Origin of the sequence: Streptomyces sp. NPDC052036 (assembly GCF_040680495.1) — a bacterium.
GTDB lineage: Bacteria > Actinomycetota > Actinomycetes > Streptomycetales > Streptomycetaceae > Streptomyces.
In genome coordinates, this window is the sequence record NZ_JBFAWW010000053.1 from 1 (window position 1) to 17,827 (window position 17,827).

At 68.5% G+C, this 17,827-nt stretch carries 18 protein-coding genes; 11 read left to right on the top strand and 7 right to left on the bottom strand.

Annotated elements, in window-relative coordinates:
* Nucleotides 1-1,172: 1,172 nt before the first annotated feature.
* The 4 genes from AB0L95_RS38435 to tatA all read left to right on the top strand — a co-directional run bounded on the left by AB0L95_RS38435 (nucleotide 1,173) and on the right by tatA (nucleotide 3,519).
* Nucleotides 1,173-1,466, top strand: a complete 294-nt coding sequence (locus AB0L95_RS38435; RefSeq protein WP_365170737.1) for a plastocyanin/azurin family copper-binding protein — start codon at nucleotides 1,173-1,175, stop codon at nucleotides 1,464-1,466.
* Between the two features lie 89 nt (nucleotides 1,467-1,555).
* Nucleotides 1,556-2,467 carry a metallophosphoesterase gene (locus AB0L95_RS38440; protein WP_365170739.1) on the top strand — a complete coding sequence of 304 codons (912 nt, stop codon included), beginning with the start codon at nucleotides 1,556-1,558 and terminating at the stop codon, nucleotides 2,465-2,467.
* The gene (locus AB0L95_RS38445; protein ID WP_365170741.1) at nucleotides 2,464-2,919 is read left to right on the top strand and encodes a hypothetical protein; all 456 of its coding nucleotides are present in this window, start codon (nucleotides 2,464-2,466) and stop codon (nucleotides 2,917-2,919) included. The genes AB0L95_RS38440 and AB0L95_RS38445 overlap by 4 nt, the downstream gene beginning before the upstream one ends.
* Nucleotides 2,920-3,231: 312 nt before the next feature.
* Nucleotides 3,232-3,519 (top strand): Sec-independent protein translocase subunit TatA, encoded by a 288-nt coding sequence (tatA, locus tag AB0L95_RS38450; RefSeq protein ID WP_365170743.1) that lies wholly within the window; start codon nucleotides 3,232-3,234, stop codon nucleotides 3,517-3,519.
* 230 nt (nucleotides 3,520-3,749) lie between these two features.
* On the opposite strand, the gene AB0L95_RS38455 is transcribed toward tatA, so the two are convergent.
* Nucleotides 3,750-4,037 (bottom strand): helix-turn-helix domain-containing protein, encoded by a 288-nt coding sequence (locus AB0L95_RS38455; RefSeq protein ID WP_365170745.1) that lies wholly within the window; start codon nucleotides 4,035-4,037, stop codon nucleotides 3,750-3,752.
* On the opposite strand from AB0L95_RS38455, the gene AB0L95_RS38460 reads away from it, so the two are divergent.
* Nucleotides 3,928-4,380 (top strand): FAD-dependent monooxygenase, encoded by a 453-nt coding sequence (locus AB0L95_RS38460; protein ID WP_365170747.1) that lies wholly within the window; start codon nucleotides 3,928-3,930, stop codon nucleotides 4,378-4,380. The two genes, AB0L95_RS38455 and AB0L95_RS38460, sit on opposite strands and share 110 nt — an antisense overlap.
* Nucleotides 4,381-4,636: 256 nt before the next feature.
* On the opposite strand, the gene AB0L95_RS38465 is transcribed toward AB0L95_RS38460, so the two are convergent.
* The gene (locus AB0L95_RS38465) at nucleotides 4,637-5,113 is read right to left on the bottom strand and encodes a nuclear transport factor 2 family protein (RefSeq protein ID WP_365170749.1); all 477 of its coding nucleotides are present in this window, start codon (nucleotides 5,111-5,113) and stop codon (nucleotides 4,637-4,639) included.
* A 176-nt stretch (nucleotides 5,114-5,289) separates the two neighbouring features.
* On the opposite strand from AB0L95_RS38465, the gene AB0L95_RS38470 reads away from it, so the two are divergent.
* Nucleotides 5,290-6,192, top strand: a complete 903-nt coding sequence (locus AB0L95_RS38470) for a helix-turn-helix transcriptional regulator (RefSeq protein WP_365170751.1) — start codon at nucleotides 5,290-5,292, stop codon at nucleotides 6,190-6,192.
* Between the two features lie 133 nt (nucleotides 6,193-6,325).
* Here the strand turns inward: AB0L95_RS38470 and AB0L95_RS38475 are convergent, their stop codons facing one another.
* Complete coding sequence (locus AB0L95_RS38475) at nucleotides 6,326-7,300, bottom strand: LLM class flavin-dependent oxidoreductase (RefSeq protein WP_365170753.1); 975 nt, start codon at nucleotides 7,298-7,300, stop codon at nucleotides 6,326-6,328.
* Between the two features lie 86 nt (nucleotides 7,301-7,386).
* On the opposite strand from AB0L95_RS38475, the gene AB0L95_RS38480 reads away from it, so the two are divergent.
* Entirely contained in the window at nucleotides 7,387-8,166 is a 780-nt protein-coding gene (locus tag AB0L95_RS38480) for a helix-turn-helix transcriptional regulator (RefSeq protein WP_365170755.1), read from the top strand.
* 172 nt (nucleotides 8,167-8,338) lie between these two features.
* Here the strand turns inward: AB0L95_RS38480 and AB0L95_RS38485 are convergent, their stop codons facing one another.
* Nucleotides 8,339-9,523: a cytochrome P450 gene (locus AB0L95_RS38485; protein ID WP_365170757.1), complete on the bottom strand. Its 1,185-nt coding sequence runs from the start codon at nucleotides 9,521-9,523 to the stop codon at nucleotides 8,339-8,341.
* Nucleotides 9,524-10,509: 986 nt separating this feature from the next.
* Here AB0L95_RS38485 and bla point away from each other — a divergent pair.
* The 4 genes from bla to AB0L95_RS38505 all read left to right on the top strand — a co-directional run bounded on the left by bla (nucleotide 10,510) and on the right by AB0L95_RS38505 (nucleotide 14,660).
* A complete protein-coding gene (bla, locus tag AB0L95_RS38490; protein WP_365170819.1) occupies nucleotides 10,510-11,346 on the top strand; it encodes a class A beta-lactamase in 837 nt (278 codons plus the stop codon).
* Between the two features lie 479 nt (nucleotides 11,347-11,825).
* On the top strand, nucleotides 11,826-12,221 hold the full coding sequence (locus tag AB0L95_RS38495; RefSeq protein ID WP_365170759.1) for a hypothetical protein: 396 nt from the start codon (nucleotides 11,826-11,828) through the stop codon (nucleotides 12,219-12,221).
* Between the two features lie 470 nt (nucleotides 12,222-12,691).
* Complete coding sequence (locus AB0L95_RS38500) at nucleotides 12,692-13,123, top strand: transposase family protein (protein ID WP_365170761.1); 432 nt, start codon at nucleotides 12,692-12,694, stop codon at nucleotides 13,121-13,123.
* Nucleotides 13,124-14,108: 985 nt separating this feature from the next.
* Nucleotides 14,109-14,660: a class I SAM-dependent methyltransferase gene (locus tag AB0L95_RS38505; protein ID WP_365170763.1), complete on the top strand. Its 552-nt coding sequence runs from the start codon at nucleotides 14,109-14,111 to the stop codon at nucleotides 14,658-14,660.
* Nucleotides 14,661-14,819: 159 nt separating this feature from the next.
* Here the strand turns inward: AB0L95_RS38505 and AB0L95_RS38510 are convergent, their stop codons facing one another.
* The 3 genes from AB0L95_RS38510 to AB0L95_RS38520 form a co-directional block, all read right to left on the bottom strand.
* Entirely contained in the window at nucleotides 14,820-15,023 is a 204-nt protein-coding gene (locus tag AB0L95_RS38510) for a hypothetical protein (protein ID WP_365170765.1), read from the bottom strand.
* A gap of 632 nt (nucleotides 15,024-15,655) precedes the next feature.
* On the bottom strand, nucleotides 15,656-16,654 hold the full coding sequence (gap, locus tag AB0L95_RS38515) for a type I glyceraldehyde-3-phosphate dehydrogenase (protein ID WP_365170767.1): 999 nt from the start codon (nucleotides 16,652-16,654) through the stop codon (nucleotides 15,656-15,658).
* Nucleotides 16,655-16,757: 103 nt separating this feature from the next.
* Nucleotides 16,758-17,714, bottom strand: coding sequence for a helix-turn-helix domain-containing protein (locus AB0L95_RS38520; RefSeq protein WP_365170769.1), 957 nt, complete (start codon nucleotides 17,712-17,714; stop codon nucleotides 16,758-16,760).
* Nucleotides 17,715-17,827 lie beyond the last annotated feature (113 nt).

The window sequence follows — 17,827 nt, forward strand, 5'->3', positions numbered from 1 at the left end:
ACAGGGCTCCTGCGTGCTCCGCGTACAGAGTGCGCAGCAGTTCCTCATCTGCGGTCGAAAGGGTCCCTTTACCAGAGACACGGTCCGCGGAGCGATCCGGATCGGTCCGCGGACCACGTTTTCGGGAACTCCAGGGCATGGATCGATCATTGCGCACATATACCGCTTTGTCCTGTAACGCACGGCACGAAGCGGGTGACACTCTGCGAGCGTCGCGCGTCGGTATGTCCGTGCCGGGCCTTACGGCGCCAGCGGCGTCAAGTGTGCGCGGGGCCCGGAGGAGGTCGGCTGATCTGCGGCGACGCCGAGAGATCTCACAAAAAGTGCATATCTACCGAACCGTGGGACCACCGGCGTCCGTGGATGCGGACAAGAGCGCACTTACGCGCCATTCCTCATCGATTCCCATATGACCAAGGACGGATCAGAGGTGACCGAGATGGACCACGCCACGTACGTACTCTTGGCTCCGACCGCGATCAGCGCGCCCCCGTGGATCGAACTCGGCGCCATCGCGCAGCCCCAGTCGGCGTCCGGCGCACACCACGTCGACGGCTCTACGCGGCTCTCCACACGCGCAGCGGTCGAGGGCTGCGTAACCACGAGGGTGGAACTCCACCTGGCCCGGCGTGCGCACCACCCGTACGGCCACCGCCGACCGGCCCCGAGTCCCTCCCGGCTCCCCGCAGGGGGAACTGCCGGATGGCGCCCGCACCTTCGCGGCGCGCAATGGCGGATGCGCAGCGGGAGACACGTCGAGGTCCGCGGTCGGCACGAGGAAGCACCCGTGCTCGTTCGGGGGTCCATGAGGGGCACACACCCGTGAACACGGCATCCACCACACATCTCTGTGGTCGCGTGCAGCCAGCGGCGCAGCCTCCGTCTCCGCCTGATCAATGAGAAACGGACACATCATGTACCAGAAATTTCGCATACTCGGCCGACGGTCGCGCGCTACGGCCGGGCTGGCCATCGCCTCTGTCGCCACTGCCGGCGCGCTGGGGCTCCTGAGCTCATGCGGCCAGTCGTCGCACTCCCCGTCCACCGGAGCCGGCGCCATCACACCCGGCCCGGGCCAGCACCAGACGGCAGGAACGCCAGGTGTCACGGGGCCGGGGAACACGGCGGGCACCGCTCCCGGTGCCTCGCCGATGCCCAGCATGACCATGCCCATGAGTCCCTCGAGCACGGGCGCGCCGGCCGCGCCGGTGACCGGCACCGCCGTGGCGATCAAGAACTTCGCATTCTCCCCGGGCACGCTGAAGGTCAAAGTGGGCACGACGGTGACGTGGACCAATCAGGACACCGACGCCCACACCGTCACCAGCGGTGGAAGGGGCGGTCCGTTGCATTCGGCTGCCCTGGCGACCCACGCCACCTACAGCTACACGTTCACCAAGCCCGGCACCTACGCCTACCTCTGCACCATCCATCCGTTCATGACCGGCACCGTGGAGGTGACCTGATGACCGACTACCACGACAGTCACGACGAAGCACTGGCCGACGACGCCCCTCGGCCCCAAGGCGAACACGATATGACTCGACGTCAACTCATGCGGCACGCAGGGTGGTTCGGAGGCGCGGTGGTGCTGACCGTGGCCAGTGGGGAGGTGATCAGCCATATCGCGGACTCCCGGGGCACCAACGCCGGGGCTCCCGCCGGGGCCGCCCCGGTGGGACGAGGCGCGCTGCGGTTCGTGCAGGTCTCAGACAGCCATATCGGGTTCCAGGGTCCGGCGAACATGGACGTGGTCGGCTCATTCTCCGAAGCGATCAATCAGGTCAACTCACTCGGATTCAGACCAGATTTCGTCATGCACAGCGGCGACCTGACCCATCTGTCCACGGCCAGTCAGTTCGACCAGGTCAAGCAGATGATGGCCGGAACGAAGACAGACCGCGTCTTCACCGTACCGGGCGAGCACGACTCCATCGGCGATGCAGGCCGCGCCTACCGGCGGACCTTCGGCATGGGCACGCTCGGCGATGGCTGGTACAGCTTCGACACCCACGGTGTGCATTTCATCGCCCTGGTCAACACCCTGAGCCTGGAGAAGCTCGGCCACCTCGGCAACGACCAGATCGACTTCGTTCGCAAGGACATCTCCGGGCTGTCGTCGGACACTCCCATCGTGGTCTTCAGCCATATCCCGCTGTTCGCCATGTACCCGCAGTGGGGTTGGAGTACCGACGACGCCCTCAAGGTCATCGCCCTTCTGCGTCGCTTCTCGTCCGTCACCTGTCTCAACGGGCACGTCCACCAGCTGTTCACCAAGACAGAGGGCAACATCACCTTCCACTCCGCCACCACCACCGCCTACCCCCTGCCCAAACCGGGCCGCGCTCCCGCCCCCACTCCGCAGGTCGTCCCTGCCAGGCAGCTCAAAGACGCACTCGGCATCCGCAGTGTCGGCTACCGCCAAGGCGACCGCGAACTGGCCATCAAAGACCAGAGGCTGGCATGAACATCCAAAGACTGCTCGTCCCCACGCTGCGGTCGGCGACCGCCGCAACCCTCGCTGTCAGCGGATACATCCACGCCCAGCTCTACATCGACGAGTACCGCTTCGTCCACGTCATCGGCCCCCTGTTCCTGCTCCAGGCCAGCGCTGCCTTCGCCCTCGCTGCCCTGCTGCTGATCAGGACACCACCCTTGCTGCTGAGGGCAGTCGCGGCAGGCGTCGCGCTCGGTGCCCTCGCCGGCTTCACCGCTTCGCGCACCGTAGGCGTGTTCGGATTCACGGAGCACGGTCTGCAGCCCGCGCCACAAGCCGTCCTCAGCCTCGTCGCCGAAACCGGCACGCTGCTGCTCCTGGCCATCTGGCAGGTGATCGTGACCAGACAACACCGCGCTGTCCGACCGCCCGCCAGGACACCCGCCTGGAACCAGGCGACCACCCGCACACCGCCCAACTGAACCACCGACACGACGCCACCCGGGGTGCCTGTGTCCTGGCCCCGGGTGTGGCCGGACCGGCAAACGACACACTCTGCCGCACGGGCTGCCACGACAGGACGTCAAGGCAGCGCAGGGCGATCATGTGGGTGCTCACCGGTTGCCAGGACCTCATGTCGGCCCAGGCACTGTACGCCCTGCTGCGCGCCGGGGCCGTGGCTGCGGAACACTCCGCATGCCGACACCGGCATCGTCGGCAGGCGGCCGTCGCAACGCTCGCGCCGTCGCCTCGCCGCTGATGACACCATCGATCGAAGAAATGGGGTGGTTCAGATGCTCCGCAACGGACTGGAACCCTGGCACCTGCTGATCGTGGCGATCGTCGTCATCCTGCTGTTCGGCTCGAAGAAGCTTCCCGACACCGCTCGTGCGCTCGGCAAGTCGATGCGCATCCTCAAGAGCGAAGCCAGGGCCATCAAAGACGACGACGCCGCACAATCCACCGCAGCGCCGACCGAGGACACGACCGCCTCCAGCGAACCCGCGCCCCGCCTCATCCGGACTAGGCCCGATGAGAGCGCCACGGCCAGGCCCGCAACCGAAAATCGAAGGGCGCACTGAGCCTCGTTCCGGCACCTCGGCGGTCGGCTGTGCCGAACCCATGGTGCAGGGACGATACGGACGCCAGCAGTAGATGTGCACTGCCGTGACGTGCGTTCCCCTCGATGGGGTGGCCGGTTGACTGTTGAGCACTGCGGTCTACCACCGGTCCGGCGGAGTACGGACCGCGGCAGACAGTCTACAGCAAGTGGCAAACGGTCTACAGGCAGTAGCCGCGCGCTTCCTGTTTCTTATAATTCAGCGTGTTGGTGGTGTTGTCCGCCGTTGTTCGGGCGGGGACGGGTCCGTGAGCGGAAGGTGCGGCGGTAGGTGTCCGGCGGAACACCGACCGTTCGGCTGAAGTGTCGGCGCAGCGTTGTGGCGGTGCCCATGCCGGTGGCTGCCGCGATGGTGTCGATGGTGTCGTCGGTGGTCTCCAGCAACTGCTGGGCGTGGCGGATCCGTTGGGTGAGCAGCCACTGCAGTGGGGTGGTGCCGGTCACCGACCTGAAGTGGCGGCCCAGGTTGCGCGAGCTCATCCGTGCCTGGCGGTCCAGGTCCTCCACGGTGAGCGGGTGGCCGAGCCGTCGGATCACCCAGCATCGGTGGGATCGGGTGCCGGGGGCGACCCTGCTCGGTGACGCCGCCCACCTCTCGGCCCCGAACGGTGAAGGGGCCAACCTGGCCATGTACGACGGCGCCGAACTCGGCAAGGCCGTCGCCGCCCGCCCCGATGACGTGGAGACTGCGCTCACCGAATACGAGCAGGCCCTGTTCCCCCGCAGCGCCGCGGCCGCCGCCGACGGCGCTCGCCTCCACGAGCTCCTCTTCGGCGACAACGCACCCCACAGCCTGTTCGACATGCTCACCGGACACGAGTAGACCCGATGAGCCACTCGGTCCGGTAGCGGGGTCCGGCGTCGTCCACTGCTCGATGTCGACCTTCGACCAGGGCGGACCCCGCAGCAGGGTTCAGAGCGGCGGTAACACCCGGGGTCGGTGAAGGCCGTCGCCCAGCCGCCCAACGGCAGGGGGCGTCGATGCGACAGCTTGGACTTGGGCCTGGGCCTGGGCATGAGGCGGCCGGGCTGCTCGCGCTGCCTGAGGCAATGCGGCCGGACTCTGAAGCGTGTTGTCGTCAGCGGGTGCCGGCCTCGGCGCGTGCGTAGAACGCGGCGAGCTCGTGGGGGTTCTTGGTGTAGACGTCGATCTTGCGTACCGTGCCGCCCTCGACCTGGTGGATCTCGACCATGGTCAGCGGGAAATGCTCACCGGTGGTGTGGGCCGTGAGCATTCCGGTGAGCGTGCCGATGACACCGGCCGGGCCCTCGAACACCTCGGCGTCCGCGATAGCGACGTCGGCGTAGCCCATCATCGCGCCCAGGACCGACCGCACGAACACCTCGCGGCCCTGATGCACGCCGCCGTAGGGGAGTTGGCGCGGCTCGTCGACGATCACCTCGGGGTCGAGCTTGGCCAAGACACCCGCCACATCGCCTCTGCTCAGCGCGTCGTACAGCCCTCGCACGACGGCCGCGGGGGTCTCCGTCACCGTCTCGGTCTGGTGGCTCATCTTGTGTGCCCCTTCGGTCTTGTTCAGGTACTCAAGCCCCATGCGGAACTCGGTACGGGAAAGGTCGGCCGGGGCGCGTACGTCCTCGCACCGGTCGGTGCCCCGGGGGATCGGAGCACGCACCATGCAACGGGAGGCGGCCGTGCCAGGGGAGTCTTTGCTGTGAGGGGTACTGGCAGGGTCCCCCACCCGCCGTGCGGGCTGCCTACCCTGTCCTCGTGGACAACCGGGACACAGCCAGCGCATTCCTCCGTTCCCGACGCGAGAGGATCACCCCCGAGCAGGCGGGTCTGCCGACGTACGGTCAACGGCGGGTGCCCGGACTGCGACGGGGTGAGGTCGCCGCGCTCGCCGGGGTGAGCGTCGAGTACTACACACGCCTGGAGCGCGGCAACCTCAGAGGTGTCTCCGACAGCGTGCTGGATGCCCTCGCCCAGGCCCTGCGGCTGGATGCCACTGAGCGCATGTACCTGTACGACCTCGCCCGCGCCGCAGGACCGGCCCCCGAGGCACGGGCCCGGAAGCGAGAGATCCGGCCGACGGTGCGGCCGAGCGTGGCGCGGATCGTCGAAGGCATGCCGGAGCTGCCGGCGTTCGTGATGAACAACCACCTCGACACGCTGGCCGCCAACCCGCTGGGCCGGGCTCTGTATTCGGAGATGTACGCCGACCCGGCTTGCGGGGCGAGCGTCGCCCGGTTCGCATTCTTCAACGCCGCAGCCAGGCGGTTCTACGCCGACTGGGAGCGCATGGCCCGCTTCGCCGTGGGCGCGCTGCGCATCGAGGCGGGGAAGAACCCCTACGACCGGGAACTGTCGAACCTGATCGGTGAACTGTCCACCCGCAGCGACGCCTTCCGCGTGCTGTGGGGATCCAACGACGTACATGTCTTCCGCGAAAGCACCAAACGCCTCAACCATCCGCTCGTCGGAGACCTGGAACTCGATCAGGAGACCATGAGCCTGCCGGACGAAAGCGGCCTGAGCGTGGTCGTCTACAGCGCGCCCCCTGGAACCGCCGCCGAGGACGGCCTGAAACTGCTCGCCAGCTGGTCCGCCACGGCCGGACAGGAGCAGCGGGACGCGGAACCCACGAGCAATCCGTCGACCCGGAAGCTCTGACGGACGGCACCGGCCCCTTCCGGCGCTCAGCGGCGACTGTCACCCGGCCCACCTCACCGACCGACGCGGGAACGGCCTGGCATACGTATGGGAAGGTCCTGTAATGGTCACGTTCGGGTCGGCCGGGCCGGGCTCAGGCGTCTTCGGAGGCGGAAGCGCGATCCGCTGGCGTCAGGAGGGCAGGGATCAAGTCTGTCATCCGTTCGAGTTGGTCGCGTTGGGAGCGCAGGTCCAGGGCGCCGAGGCGTGCGACGGCGCGCCGAACGCCGGCAGCGGCATACCGTCGTAGGCGCTCCAGTACTTGGTCTGCTGAGCCGGTGACAACGGCCTGGATCTTCTCCAGTTCTCCCAGCGGCATGCCGTAGGTGGCCTGTACGTAGGCGTCCATGGCCCGACGGCCGCTGTCGATGTCGTCGTCGATCCGTACCGAGATGAACAGTGCGGGGGTGATGTCCTCGGCCATGCGTCCGGCGTCGGCCGCCGCTTTGCGGACACTGCGGAGGCCGGAGGCGTAGTCGGCTGGGTCGGGCGGGTAGGGCAGCCACCCGTCGTACGTCCGGCCGGTGCGGGCCAGCGCAGCGGGGGTCGCGCCGCCGAGCCAGATCGGCGGGCCGCCGGCTCGGGACGGTCTGATCGTGGGCGGGACCTCAGTGAACCGGAGGATCTCGCCGTGGAAGGAGGCGGCGCCGTCCCATAGGGCCCGCCACAGTGCGACAGTCTCGTCCAGGCGGGCGAAGCGTCTTTCCCACGGTACTTCGGACAGCGTGTAGAGGGGCCGCCCGAAGCGGCCGGGGAAGCCGGCGCCGACGGCCACGCTGAGCCGGCCGCCGGACAGCAGGTCGATGGACGCGAGTGACTGCGCGGCCTGGATCGGCCGGCGCAGGAACGGCATCAGCGCCGCCGTACCGAGCGTCACGGTCTCGGTCGCCGGAGCGAGCGCGGCCAGCATCGTGAGGGCCTCGATGCGCGGGCTGATCAGGGAGTCGTTGACAAAGAGCGAGGAGAAGCCCGCGCGTTCGGCCTGGCGGCCGAAGGCGACCAGTTCGCGGGGGTCGTCGGCCGGGCCCCACTGGGCGGTTCCGGTCGGAAGCAGTACACCGATGTCCATGTCGGCGATGTTCACGACTGGTTGGAGTGGCGACAATTCCCCACGGGGAATGGCCTGGAACCCTCCGTCGCCGCTACAACAGGTCCGTGGACTTCCCTGGTGCGCTCCGTGAACGTCGTGTCCGCCGTCATCTCAGCCAGCTCGACCTGGCGCTGCGGGCGGGCACCACGCAGCGCCATCTCAGTTTCATCGAATCCGGCAGGTCCGTCCCCGGCCGGAACATGGTCCTGCGCCTGGCCGAGTCATTGGAACTGCCGCTGCGGGAGCGCAACGAGCTGCTGTTGGCCGCGGGGTTCGCGCCCGCCTACCCCGAGAGCGCACTCGACGACCCGGTGCTGGCCCCTGTGCACACGGCGATCGATCACATCCTCCGCGGGCACCTGCCGTATCCGGCGCTGGTGGTGGGCCGGGGCGGTGACCTGATCGCTGCGAACACGGCGTTCGGACTGATCACCGAGGGCGCGGCCCCCGAGCTGGTGGGACCGGGCACGAACGTCTACCGCCTTGCGCTGCATCCCGACGGCCTGGCGCCGCGCATCTGCAACCTCGCCGAATGGGCGCGCCACATCCTGGCGCGCCTCGGCCACCTGGAGGAGCTGCACGCGGAGCTCACCGGGTACCTCCCGGAACTGGAGCCGTCCACCGGGCAACTCGGCTTCGCAGTCCCGCTCCGCCTGCAGTCGTCGTACGGCGAGCTGCGCCTGATGACGACCGTGACGACCTTTGCCACCGCCGTCGACGTGACACTTGCCGAGCTGAAGCTGGAGGCGTTCCTGCCGGCCGACCAGGCGACGGCCGAGGCTCTCTCGGCGGCCGCTGGGCCAATGGCCACCGCTGCCGCAGGACAGGCCCCCGGGAACAGGTGACCGGCCGCAGCGCGAGGGTGTCGGTGACGATGCTCGGCTTGCGGCCCACGATCTCGTTGGACACGCCCTCGGAGCGCGTAACGCGACAGGGCTCTCCACTGCCCACGCCGCCAGAATTGCACGAGCGCTCGGCTTCCTCCTGGCATCGTCAGAGGACGCCAGCCGCTCGCGGTCAAAACCGTACCGGCAGCGCGAGCAGTCCGCGGGCACGCATCGATGGCCTCCACCGCAGCTGATCACGGGGCACGTCCAACTCCAGAGCGGGGAACCTGCGCAGCAGCGTGCTCACGGCGATCTGTGTTTCCAGCCGTGCCAGAGGGGCGCCCACGCAGTAGTGAATGCCGTGGCCGAGCGCCAGGTGCCCACCCTCCCGTCTGTCCAGGTCGAGGCGGTCAGGGTCGGGGAAACGGCCGGGGTCGCGGTTGGCGGAGGCCAGCGAGAGCATCACGGTCTCACCGGCCGGGATCGTCACGCCACCGATCTCCACGTCTTCCATGGGGAAACGGCGGATGGCAAGCAGCGCCGGGCCGTCGTAGCGGGCGAACTCCTCTACTGCATCCTCGATCTTGGCCGGGTTGTCACGGAGAGCGGCCAGCTGCTCCGGGTGGTCCAGGAGCGCCAGCACAGCGGTGCCTATGAGTTGCACCGTGTTCTCGTAGCCGGCGACCAGAATGAGGAACGCAAGAGACGTCAGCTCGTCCTCGGTGAGCCTGTCAGCGTCGTCGCGTACGTCGATCAGATCGGTGAGCAGGTCGTTGCCGGGCACGCGGCGCTTATCGGCGATCAGTTGGGGGAAATACGTCAGCATGGCGGCCACGGCCTGCTTTACTGCCCCGGGGTCCGAGGGATCCGGGGCGACCAGTGAATCGGTCCAGGCGCGGAAGTCCAGGCGGGAGTCATGCGGCACGCCCAGCAGATCGCAGATGACCGTGATCGGTAGTGGCGCGGCGAACTCCGCGACGAGGTCGGCGCGCCCCCGGCCGGCCACGCCGTCCAGCAACTGATCGGCCAGTGCCTGGATTCCGGGACGCATCTGCTCCACCCGACCGGGCGTGAAGGCCTTGGTGACCAGCCGTCTGATCCGCGTGTGGTCAGGCGGGTCCATGTTCAGCAGGTTGACGTCGAGGGCCGGGGGCAGCGAGAAGCCTCGGTAGCCGGCGGAAAGCCGATGGGCCTTGTCCAGGGAAAGCCGTGGGTCGGCCAGCAGTTGCCTCACGTCGGTATAGCGGGTGACGATCCATACAGGAAGCCCGTCCGGCCCGGTGACACGATGGACCGGGCCTGCTTCCCGTAGACGGGCATACGTCGAGTACGGGTCAGCAACCAGCGCGGGCAGATCAGGAAACGCAGTAGCCATAGCGGGCAGCCTAGGCCGATCATTCCCCGCTGCGCCCCGTCACTCTGCCCTCGGGCACACCGTCCGCAGATCCTGGTACTGGAATCCGCGAGCAGCAATCCGTCCAGCATCGAACGGCAACGCAACCCCCTTGAACCGGAGCTGACTTGCGGCTGCAGGCTGAACACGGGTACGACAACGGTACCGTCGGCCGTCGCCCACGCACGGCTGATTCAAGCGAAGCTCGCTGACCATCCTGGAAGTAGCGCAGCCGACAAGCTCCTTCTGTTCCTTGACCAGTGCGTGCAGGCGTACGCCACCCGCGTCAGACCGGGCACGCGCCGCCACCGGCTCGGCCTGTATCGACGTCGTCTCCCTCGCGCCGTAACTCGTCCTCGCCGGGCATGCGCCCGCACACATTGGCCGCCTGCTGCGAGATCACCCCGCCACCGCTAGTAGCCCCAACACCGCCACCGCGTTCCTCGCCGCGCTCACCGGCCATGGGCGCCGCGGCGCCCGCAAGCCCCGCGCCCCCCGGTGCCCCCAGACTGCGTACCTACCAGCACCGCCGCCGCTGGCCTCGCTGTCCTCGGCTACCGACTGGGCTGGAACCACATGGGCCGCCGTTGGTGCCGGTGGCTTCCACCCAGCCTGGCACGCGGCCACGCCCGAGGCAGGCCCCGGGCGCTACCGTGCGTATCCCCTCCAAAGACCTTGCTGTCTGTTGGGGGAGTGTGCTTGGCCCGTCACTGAATAGGCACCGTGATGGTCGGGGGCATTTGAGGGGGCCTGCGGTGTATCGGTTGCGTCGGTGGACATGCGGGGTGGGAATCTGGTCGTCTGAAGTTGCGGGCTGATGGGGGATAGAGGGGATCAGATGCCTTGCAGTAGGCGACCGTCACGTCTGGTGACGGCACGAACGGCGGGAGACGCTTGTGGATGTGCGCCCGGGTCGACGTGAAGTTCTTACCGGGATCGCCGCGGCGACTCTCGGCGTCGTTCTCCCCGTGGAGGGAAGGGCCGTCGCGCAGGGCACTGACCGCGAGGAGATCGCCGGGCCGTTGCGTGCTCTTGAGCGCGCGCATTCGGCGCGGTTGGGGGCTTTCGCCTGTGACGTGGCCACTGGCAGGACGGTGCTGTACCGGGCGAGGGAGCTGTTCCCGATGTGCTCGACGTTCAAGACAATCGCTGTGGCGGCGGTGCTGAGGGACCTCGACCGTGACGGCACGTTCCTCGCCAAGCTGATCCGGTACACCGAGACGGACGTCACGGAATCCGGCTACGCGCCGGTCACGGGCCTGCCGAACAATCTCGCGGGTGGCATGACCGTCGCGGACCTGTGCGCGGCCGCCATCGGCTACAGCGACAACGCGGCGGCAAACCTTCTGCTGCGTGAACTCGGCGGCCCGAGGGCCGTCACCCGTTTCTGCCGTTCCATCGGCGACAGCGTGACCCGGCTGGACCGGTGGGAGCCCGATCTGAACTCGGCAGAACCTGGAAGGTCAACCGACACCTCAAGCCCGCTCGCCCTCGGCCGAACCTACAGTCGCCTCACCCTCGGGGACTCCCTCGACAGGGCGGACCGGGACCGGTTGACCCGGTGGCTGTTGGGCAATACGACCAGCGGCAATCGCTTCCGTGCAGGGCTGCCCAAGGACTGGACAGTCGCGGACAAGACCGGCACCGGCAGCTACGGCACCACCCACGACGTGGGCATCGCATGGCCACCCGGCCGAGGCCCGGTCGCGCTGGCAGTCCTGTCCACGAAACACGACTCCACCGCGCCGACAGACGAGCCGCTGGTCGCAGACACGGCTGCACTACTGGCAGGAGCACTCATCTGATCCCCGAACTCGAGGCACCGGGTTCGAGGCGCCGGAGTCAGCGCGGCGCCCCATCTGGGCGGCGGCATATCTGCCGCCCCGCCGCCCGTACGTGGTCACGGTTGCGACGCCCTCGACTTGGGCGACGGCCCGCCCCGCCGGGGGCGAGCTGGACCGCCTCCTGATCAGCACGTTGACCGGGTCACAGCCCGATCGCAGACTTCGGCCCCATATAGGAGCCGGCCTCCGGGAAAGCCCTTCTGGCACAGCTTCGTCAACGTCTCGCTGAATCCCAGCTCCTGCAGGTGGTCGAGCGGTACTGGTTTTGTCCATGAGAGAACGGACAACAGATGTTCACCACTTCGGGAGGCACCCCTGTCTGGCACTGTTCGACTGCGGCAGCAGCACGCGCCATCCAACCCCCGCGGGCGCCGCGCCGGCCATTGCCGCCCCGTGCCATCGAACACGGTCTGGCGGGAGGCAGGTGCGATCCTGCATCTATGAACCATCTCGGCGACGCACACCTGCGCACCTGGACGCTGCGGTTTATGGCGCTCCTCGCAGCCGACACCCAGGTTCAGCTTGCCTGGCTGGGCGAGCGTGAGCTGGGGACGGAGTCTGTCGTTGAAGAGGTGGAGCTCCTCTGCCGCATCTCCGAAGGACTCGCGGAGCGCGGAGCCTTCGAACCCAGGAATCTGCGCGACCTTCAGGCCATCGGCCGTCGCCTCGGCGAGATCGATGCCGCCTGCCGCGTCGGCCTCTGGGCCAACGCCCTGGCCACAGATCCGGCGTGGGGCGAAATACGTCTTCTCGCCCGCCGGTTTCTCCTCACGACGCTGGGCGACTGGCGTCAGCCACTGCCTCGCCCCGTGCGCCCGCCCACGGGCGGCCACTGAGCGCGTAGCGCCGCACACTTGAAAGCGAACAATCGTCCTCCGCTTGGGAAACAGGGGCATCGTCGTAGCTTGTCGACGCCCCGGCCCACGTGACTTCCGTCCCCGCGGGGCCGGAGCGCCGTCACTGCGTGAGGCATCAGCTTCGGCGCGAACGAGTGCCGGCTGTCGCCCTTCGGCGGTGAGCGGCGGGAACGTCGCGGCGACGTTCGGATGGGTGCCGGCTGGTAGGCGGCCGCACACCGCCTGCCAGACCTCGGCGGCCGCCTCTCGGGTCGAAACGCAAGCAGTGTTCGAATCCGCGGTGTGTTCTGGCGCCTTCCGAAGTCCTGAACATTTGCTGTCCGTTCTCAGGCTCTGGTCCACTTCTTGTGGTCACGTACACAGCGTGACTATCGATCTTCGTGTGACGGCGGTTGAGGCCGCCCGAAAATCGCCCGGCCAGAATGCGGCGTGGTCAACAGTGCTGAGCCGTGAACGAAGTACGGCCGCAGCTGGATGAGTTGCTGTTCTCCCCGGTGGAGGGCGTGTCTGTGGAGTCGGGCGAGGTGACCCACACGGTCGTCCGGGTCGAGGCCCGGACGACCGGCAGGCGGGCGGCCTGCCCGGGATGCGGGTGCTGGTCGGGCCGAATACATGGTTCCTACCTGCTATTTCCCCGTGATCTGCCAGCGGCCGGCAAGTTCGTCGTGGTGTCGTCACGGGTGCGCCGGTTCGTCTGCGCGGAGGATTCTTGCCCGCGCAAGACCTTCGCCGAGCAGGTGTCCGGGCTCACCCGCCGGTTCGGCCGACGGACCGAGCGGCTGCGATCGACTTTGGTCTCGGTGGGTCTTGCGCTCGCGGGCCGGGCTGGCGCCCGGATGACGGACGCCTTCGGGTCGCCGGTGAGCCGGAACACCTGCTGAGGCTGATCGCCTCACTGCCAGACCCGCCTACCGCCACGCCCCGCGTGGTTGGCGTGGACGAGTACGCCCAGCGCAAGGGACATGTCTACGGAACTGTGCTCATCGACGTCGAGACACGTCGCCCAGTGGACCTGCGCCGGACGGGGAGGCGGACACGCTGGCGGCCTGGCTCGCCGAGAGGCCCGGAATGGAGATCGTCTGCCGCGACCGCGCCCCCTTCTTCGCCGAAGGCACCACCCGTGGCGCCCCACAAGCCCTCCAGGTCGCCGATCTATGGCACCTCTGGCACAACCTGTGCGAAGCCACCGAGAAGTGCGTTGACCAGCATCGCGGCTGCCTGCGTCCCGTTCCAGCCCCGGCGGACGAACCGCAGGAGAATGCGGAGCCGGCTGCGTCATCGCCCTGGCCGACGGGCCATCGGTTCGCCGAACACACCCGCGCCAAGCACGCCACCATCCACGCGCTCCTTGACGCCGGACAGAGCAAGCGGTCCGTCGCCCGGCAGCTCGGCATGGCCCTCAACACCATCCTGCGCATCTCCCGCGCCACCACCCCGGAGGAGCTGTTCACCGGCCAGTGGCATACCAGCCTGGATCGAAGCGGCCACCGCCACGACCGAACTGCCCAGCCTCCGCCGGTTAGCCCAGCACCTCGAACACGACCTCGACGCCGTCATCGCCGGCCTCTCACTTCCCTGGCACTCCGACGTCGTGGAGGGCCATGTCAACCGCATCAAGATGCTCAAGCGCCGGACGTTCGGACGCGCAGGATTCGAGCTCCTCCGCAAACGAGTCCTGCCGGCGTGACGGAGGGCTACCCAAGCACAACGATCGGCCTACGGAGGTAGGTGCTTCCGTCCGGCAACGTTCCTGGGCCGGGCTGCCCCATGTCATGGTGGTCGCGTGGACAGTCAGGCGAGATTCGACCCCGACCTCTACCAGGGGACGGCCGGATACTACGAGCAGTTTCGGCTCCCCCCGACGCGATGATCGCCGACCTCGCACACCGAGCCGCCCTCTCAGGGCGTGGACGCCTGCTGGATCTGGCCTGCGGCACCGGCCAACTCGCCTTCCCCCTGCGCGACCGGTTCACGGACGTTTGGGCCGTAGACGCCGAACCGGGCATGACCGAGGTGGTCCGCGCCAAGGCAGACGCCGTCGGCGCGGCCCACGTCCGGGCGGTCACCACCCGTGCCGAAGATCTGGATGCCAGGCCGGGCGGCTTCGAGCTGATCGTCATCGGCAATGCCTTTCACAGGCTGAACCGCTCCCTGGTCGCCCAGCACGCCTACACCTGGCTCAAGCCCGGCGGCTGCCTCGCGTTGTGCTGGTCAACCTCGCCATGGGTCGGGCCCCGGGACTGGCAGCAGGCGCTCGACAGGCTGCTGCGCTCGTGGCAAAACACCCTCGGCGCGTCCGGTCGCGTCCCGCCCGGTTGGAACCGAGCACGGCAGCATGACCCAGACCACGAAGAAGTGAAGGGCCGGGTTTCTGACCTGCGGCCGCGTAATCGATCAACGCTGCGACCTGCGACTTAGCTGTCGGTGGTTGTCAGCGTTGGTCGTCGTTGAGCACCCTCCGACGGCCCGGGGTACGTCTTAGCGTGCCCGACGGGTCGGCACAGTCCCTGCGACTCTCCCGGCTACGCTCGCGCGGGAGCGCCCCGCGGCGCGTGGCTGCGGGGCGCCTTGTGGGGTTTAGTCGACAGTCAGCCCGTCGTATTTACCGCCCCAGCATTTGACGGTGTTGTGCAGATAGGGCTGTCCGCCGCCCTCCCTGCACTGAGAAGGGGTGGTGTAGCCTGAGCCATCATCTGCGGTGGCGGTGGCGGCGCCTGTGAGGCCGAGCCCGGCGAGGGCTGCCGTGGCGAGGACGGCGGCGAGGATTCGTCGAATGCGCATTTGGTTCCCCTTTCACGGATTGCCTCGGTTGGGGCACTAGTCAGCTTGATCCTCACCCATGTGGGTGGCACGTCATGGTGCGCCATTCGGGTGACAGTGCTGGCGGGTGCGGGGTCGGTGACGCGACCCGTCGCACACGCCCTAGGGCCGTTGGACGGTGGGCCGGCCCTGGGCGTACGACGAAGAGGACCTCAGGAGACCCATCGGGAACTGTTGTCGCCCGCGGGACTCGCAACAGTCGCAAGCCACTTGGTGCTGGCCCAGGGTTTGCCCTTGCCCCGGCTCCAGGCGTTCATCGCCGGGTCGGGGAAGGGCAGGTCGAGGCGGTGAGGCACCCGCCAGGCCGGCCCGAGCGAGTGCACCACCCGCGCTGCCGACGCACTGTCGAAAGGATGACGGGCAGAGTCCACCTCGTCCCAGTTCAGAGAGCGAGGAGCCAACTCCACGGTCGCCGCGCTGGCCTGCCCCGCCCACCCGGCGTCCGCTCAAGTGGACTTTCCCGGACCAGCCACGTGAAGGAGTGCGCTGCTGTTGTGTGACGGAGCGCTCCCGTTGGCCCGGCTGGCCAACGGGAGCGCTCACGGGAGCTACGGGGCGAGGCGGTCGCCGGAGGGGGATGGCCCGGGCGTCGGTCAGCGGGTGGCGAGGAGTTCGAGCGTGTCGATCACGCGGTTCGAAAAGCCCCACTCGTTGTCGTACCACGCGACCACCTTGACGTGACGGCCGTCGACACGGGTGAGGGCCGAGTCGAAGATCGACGAGGCCGGATTGCCCGTGATGTCGGACGACACGAGCGGGTCGTCCGAGTACTCGAGGATGCCGGCGAGCGGCCCGTCCGCCGCGGCGCGGTATGCCGCAAGCACGTCGTCGCGCGTCACGTCGCGGCTGACCGTTGTGTTGAGTTCGACGATCGAGCCCACCGGAACCGGCACGCGGATCGAGTCGCCCGACAACTTGCCGTCGAGGTTCGGCAGCACGAGGCCGATCGCCTTGGCGGCGCCCGTCGTGGTCGGCACGATGTTGACGGCGGCGGCACGGGCGCGGCGGGCGTCGCGGTGTGGACCGTCCTGCAGGTTCTGTTCCTGCGTGTATGCGTGCACCGTCGTCATGAAGCCGTGCTCGATGCCGGCGAGGTTGTCGAGCACCGCGGCCAGCGGCGCGAGGGCGTTGGTCGTGCAGGAGGCGTTCGAGATGATCGTGTGCACGTCCGGGTCGTATGCGTCCGTGTTGACCCCGTACGCGAGAGTGACATCGGCGCCATCCGACGGTGCGCTGACCAGTACCTTCTTCGCGCCGGCGTCGAGGTGGGCGCGGGCGGCCTTTGCCGATGTGAAGCGGCCGGTCGCCTCGAGCACGATGTCCACGCCGAGTTCGGCCCACGGCAGCTGCGCCGGTTCACGCTCCGCGAGCACCGTGATGCGACGGTCGCTGACGATGAGGGCGTTGCCGTCGGCGGTCACCGGGCGACCGAGCCGGCCGGCTGTCGTGTCGTAGGCGAGCAGCCGCGCGAGGGTGGCGGGCTCCGTGAGGTCGTTGACCGCGATCATCTCCAGGTCGCTGTCACGTTCCAGCAATGCACGCAGCACATTGCGTCCGATGCGGCCGAATCCGTTGATGGCGATGCGCGTCATGAATGGTGTCCCTTCGGTTCACCATCAATGTCGCCCGCTGCGTCCGCCCGCGACAGCGGCGTGATCGCCATGGTTCAAAAGGATCGCGCCAGGTGGTGGTGGGCTACTCGCCCTGGGCGAAGGTACGCCGGTACTCGCTCGGCGTCGTGCCGAGGATGCGGTGGAAGTGCAGCCGCAGATTGGCACCGGTGCCCAGACCGACGTCGGCGGCGATCTGCTCGACGTGCCGCTCCGAACGCTCGAGCAGCTCGCGGGCCAGGTCGATGCGGGCGCGCATGACCCACTGCATCGGCGTGTATCCCGTGTCTTCGGCGAAGCGCCGCGAGAAGGTGCGCGGCGACACCGCGGCATGCCGGGCGAGCAGCTCGAGGGTGAGGGACTCGCCCAGCCGGTGCAGCGCCCACTCGCGGGTGGCGGCGAACCGCTCACCAAGCGGCTCGGGCACGCTGCGCGGCACGTACTGCGCCTGACCGCCGCTGCGGTAGGGCGCAGCGACCAGTCGCCGGGCCGCGTGGTTCGATGCGGCCACTCCGAGGTCGCCGCGCAGGATGTGCAGGCACAGGTCGATGCCCGATGCTGCGCCGGCCGACGTCAGCACGCTGCCCTCGTCGACGAACAGAACGTTCTCGTCGACCTGGACGAGCGGATGCTTCGCCGCGAGCGCCCGCGCGTAATGCCAGTGCGTCGTGGCACGCTTGCCGTCGAGCAGGCCCGTGGCGGCGAGCGCGAAGGCGCCCGTCGAGATGGCGGCGAGCCGAGCGCCCCGATCGTGGGCGGCGATCAGCGCGTCAACGACGGCCTGCGGCGGGTCGTCGCGGTCCGGGAACCGGTAGCCGGGGACGAAGACGATGTCGGCCCACGCAAGGGCGTCGAGGCCGTGGGCGACGTAGTACGACAGGCCGTCGCCGCCGGTCACGAGACCGGGTGCTGCCCCGCACACCCGTACCTCGTACGGCATGCTCGTGCGGGTCGTGAAAACCTGCGCGGGAATTCCGACGTCGAGCGGCTTGGCACCCTCGAGTACAAGGACGGCGACGCGATGCAGGCGGGAGGCTGGCACGGGAAAGAGGCTACGTGGGGGCGTGACGTCGATACGCCCACTGCGTGGACCGGGCCGATGACACCGCCCGGACTGTCTTCCACGGTGCGGTCCACCGCCCGTCGCGCTCCTCG

Excerpts from the sequence above, each read along its gene's own strand:
- AB0L95_RS38435 (WP_365170737.1), top strand. The coding sequence starts at position 1,173 with ATGAGTCCCTCGAGCACGGGCGCGCCGGCCGCGCCGGTGACCGGCACC.
- AB0L95_RS38440 (WP_365170739.1), top strand. The coding sequence starts at position 1,556 with ATGCGGCACGCAGGGTGGTTCGGAGGCGCGGTGGTGCTGACCGTGGCC.
- AB0L95_RS38445 (WP_365170741.1), top strand. The coding sequence starts at position 2,464 with ATGAACATCCAAAGACTGCTCGTCCCCACGCTGCGGTCGGCGACCGCC.
- tatA (WP_365170743.1), top strand. The coding sequence starts at position 3,232 with ATGCTCCGCAACGGACTGGAACCCTGGCACCTGCTGATCGTGGCGATC.
- AB0L95_RS38455 (WP_365170745.1), bottom strand. The coding sequence starts at position 4,037 with ATGAGCTCGCGCAACCTGGGCCGCCACTTCAGGTCGGTGACCGGCACC.
- AB0L95_RS38465 (WP_365170749.1), bottom strand. The coding sequence starts at position 5,113 with ATGGGGCTTGAGTACCTGAACAAGACCGAAGGGGCACACAAGATGAGC.
- AB0L95_RS38475 (WP_365170753.1), bottom strand. The coding sequence starts at position 7,300 with ATGGACATCGGTGTACTGCTTCCGACCGGAACCGCCCAGTGGGGCCCG.
- AB0L95_RS38485 (WP_365170757.1), bottom strand. The coding sequence starts at position 9,523 with ATGGCTACTGCGTTTCCTGATCTGCCCGCGCTGGTTGCTGACCCGTAC.
- AB0L95_RS38495 (WP_365170759.1), top strand. The coding sequence starts at position 11,826 with ATGAACCATCTCGGCGACGCACACCTGCGCACCTGGACGCTGCGGTTT.
- AB0L95_RS38505 (WP_365170763.1), top strand. The coding sequence starts at position 14,109 with ATGATCGCCGACCTCGCACACCGAGCCGCCCTCTCAGGGCGTGGACGC.
- AB0L95_RS38510 (WP_365170765.1), bottom strand. The coding sequence starts at position 15,023 with ATGCGCATTCGACGAATCCTCGCCGCCGTCCTCGCCACGGCAGCCCTC.
- gap (WP_365170767.1), bottom strand. The coding sequence starts at position 16,654 with ATGACGCGCATCGCCATCAACGGATTCGGCCGCATCGGACGCAATGTG.